This is a genomic window from Desulfovibrio sp. (assembly GCF_035644575.1).
Classification (GTDB): Bacteria; Desulfobacterota; Desulfovibrionia; order Desulfovibrionales; family Desulfovibrionaceae; genus Desulfovibrio.
The window spans coordinates 1-3,123 of record NZ_DASQOG010000186.1 but is presented as its reverse complement, the minus strand read 5'-3'; the positions used below and the strand labels follow the sequence as shown (position 1 = coordinate 3,123).

Here is a 3,123-nt window from a genome sequence, read left to right as displayed (position 1 = left end):
ACGCGCAGGGCGATAACATGCTCGTAGGTGCGGCCATCGCCCATGACGCCAACGGTCTTGAGCGGCAGCAACACGGCAAAGCCCTGCCACACCTTGCGGTACCAGCCGGATTCGCGCAGTTCCTGCTGCACGATTTTGTCGGCCAGGCGCAAAATCTGGAGGCGTTCTTCGGTGATTTCGCCAAGTACGCGGATGGCGAGGCCGGGGCCGGGGAAGGGATGCCGCCACACGATGGAGTCGGGCATGCCAAGCTCTGCGGCGACCTTGCGCACTTCGTCCTTGAAGAGTTCGCGCAGGGGTTCGATGAGCTTGAGCTTCATGGTGTCGGGCAGGCCGCCCACGTTGTGGTGGCTCTTGATGACGGCGCTGGGACCCTTGTGCGAGATGGATTCGATTACGTCAGGGTACAGGGTGCCCTGCGCCAAAAAGTCCACCTGGGGCAGCTTTTTGGCTTCTTCGTCGAAAATTTCAATGAAGGTGTGGCCGATGATCTTGCGCTTCTTTTCGGGGTCATCCACACCAGCAAGTTTGGAAAGAAAACGTTCCTGCGCCTGCACAAAGTCGAGGTTGAGGTCAAAGTGTTCGCGCAGGTAGCTGACTACTTCGTCGCCTTCGCCAAGGCGCAGCAGGCCGTTATCCACAAAGATGCAGTGCAGACGCTTGCCGATGGCCTTGTTGAGCAGCACGGCCACCACGGTGGAATCAATGCCGCCGGAAAGGGCGCATACCACGTGGCGGTCGCCCACCTGTTCGGCCATTTCGGCAACCACGCGCTCCACAAACGAAGACATGGTCCAGTCGGGCTTGATGCCCGCAACCTTGAACAGGAAGTTGCGCAGCATGCGCTCGCCGTCCACACTGTGGTGCACTTCGGGGTGGAACTGCACGGCGTAGATTTTGCGGGCTTCGTCAGCCATAGCGGCCACATCCAGAGTCGGCGTGCGGCCCGTCACGGTAAAGCCTTGCGGCGGCGCAAGTACCTTGTCGCCGTGGCTCATCCACACGCGGCTGGTGGATTCGATGCCTTCCCACAGGGCGCAGGGCGCGGTGAGGGTGAGGTCGGAGGGGCCGTATTCGCGCGTGAGCGACTGGGCAAGCTGGCCTCCAAGGTTCTGGGCCAGCAGCTGCATGCCGTAGCAGATGCCGAGTACCGGCACGCCAAGCTCAAGAAAACCGGGGTCAAGAACCGGAGCATCGGCTTCGCCCACGCTGGCCGGGCCACCGGAAAGGATGACGGCGGAAGGCTTCATTGCCGCCACCTGAGCGGCGGTGGTGATGCAGGAATGTATTTCGGAGTAAACCCCGGCTTCGCGCACGCGGCGCGCGATGAGCTGGGTGACCTGTGAGCCGTAGTCAATAATTATGACTTTGCTGGGCATATGTGTCCTCGCCTGGTGCTGGCCGTGGCCTGTTGCTGTGCGCCGCTACTGCGCGCCCGGTTAATCTTGCTCCTGATCGTTCGCCTGATCTTTGTCTGATCTTTTGCCCGATGGTCGTGATGCCGGGAGCCTGTGGGCAATCTGCGGCTTTGTGGGCCGCAGCGCTTTCCGCTTGTGTTGCCTTGGGATTTTTTGTCCTCCGCCAAATAAGACGCGCCTGCTTTTCCGGTTGGTGCTTTAGCGGCACGTTGCCGGAAAAGCAGGCGAAATCTGATACCGCAGAGGGCAAAAGACCGCTGGCAGCGGTTTTGCCTAGTTCTCGATGCGGTAGTTCGGCGCTTCCTTCGTGATAACAACATCGTGGACATGGCTTTCGCGCAGGCCCGCAGGTGAAATTTCACAGAAGGTGGTGTTTTCAAAAAGATCGTTCAGGTTGTGCGCGCCCACATAGCCCATGCCGGAGCGCAGGCCGCCCATGAGCTGGTACACGGCTTCCATGACCGGGCCGCGGTACGGCACGCGGCCAACAATGCCTTCAGGCACGAGCTTCTTGCTCTTTTCCTGGAAGTAGCGGTCAGAGCTGCCGTCCTTCATGGCGTCAATGGAACCCATGCCGCGATAAATCTTGTAGGTACGGCCCTGATACAGAATGGTTTCGCCGGGGCTTTCCTCGGTGCCGGCAAAGAGGGAACCGATCATCACCGAGTGAGCGCCAACCACAAGGGCCTTGACGATATCGCCAGAGAACTTGATGCCGCCGTCTGCGATGCAGCAGCGGTCCATCTCGCGCGCGGCGCGGCTGCCGTCCATAACGGCGGTAACTTGCGGCACGCCCACGCCAGCCACAATGCGGGTGGTGCAGATGGAGCCGGGTCCGATGCCGATTTTGACGGAATCAGCGCCTGCTTCAAGAATGGCCTTGGCGCCTTCGTAGGTGGCAACGTTGCCCGCCACGAGCTGGCAGTTGGGGAACGCGCCCTTGACCATGCGGATGGCGTTGAGCACGTTGAGCGAATGGCCGTGGGCAGAGTCGAGCACCAGCACGTCCGCGCCAGCCTCGATCAGCTGCTCGGAACGGGATTCGCAGTCGCGCCCGATGCCGATGGCGGCACCCACGCGCAGGCGACCGTTGGAGTCTTTGCAGGCGTTGGGGTACTTCTGGACTTTGTCGATGTCCTTCATGGTGATGAGGCCGCGCAAAAGGCCTTCTTCATCCACCACCAGGAGCTTTTCGATGCGGTGTTCGTGCAGGTGACGCTTGGATTCCTCAAGCGAGGTGCCCATGGGCACCGTCACAAGGTTGGTGCTGGTCATCACCTCGGAAACGCGCACTGCCGCGCCGTCCTGCACAAAGCGCACGTCGCGGTTGGTAAGAATGCCCACCAGACGGCCATTCTCGACCACGGGCAAGCCCGACACGCGGAAGTCGGACATGAGGTCCAGGGCTTCCTGCACGGTGTTGTTGGGCGAAATGGTCACAGGGTCAAGGATCATGCCGCTTTCGCTCTTCTTGACCTTTTCCACCTCAAGACGCTGCCGCGCAACAGGCATGTTCTTATGGATGATGCCGATGCCGCCCATGCGGGCCATGGAAATGGCCATGGCCGCTTCAGTCACGGTGTCCATGGCGGCGGAGAGCAGGGGGATGCGCAGGGGAATTTCGGGGGTGAGCCAGGTGGAGATGTCAACGGCGTCGGGGGTGATGTCCGAAAAGCCGGGGACTAGCAAAATGTCGTCGAAGGTC

The 3,123-nt window shown here is 60.9% G+C and carries 2 protein-coding genes; both read right to left on the bottom strand.

What is annotated here, in order from left to right; genetic code table 11:
* Positions 1–1,379 (bottom strand): glutamine-hydrolyzing GMP synthase (gene guaA, locus VEZ52_RS10635; protein ID WP_324836787.1); only part of this gene is annotated, 1,379 nt, incomplete at its 3' end.
* A 312-nt stretch (positions 1,380–1,691) separates the two neighbouring features.
* Positions 1,692–3,123, bottom strand: a 1,432-nt coding sequence (gene guaB, locus VEZ52_RS10630) for an IMP dehydrogenase (RefSeq protein ID WP_324836786.1), incomplete at its 5' end; no start/stop codon positions are given.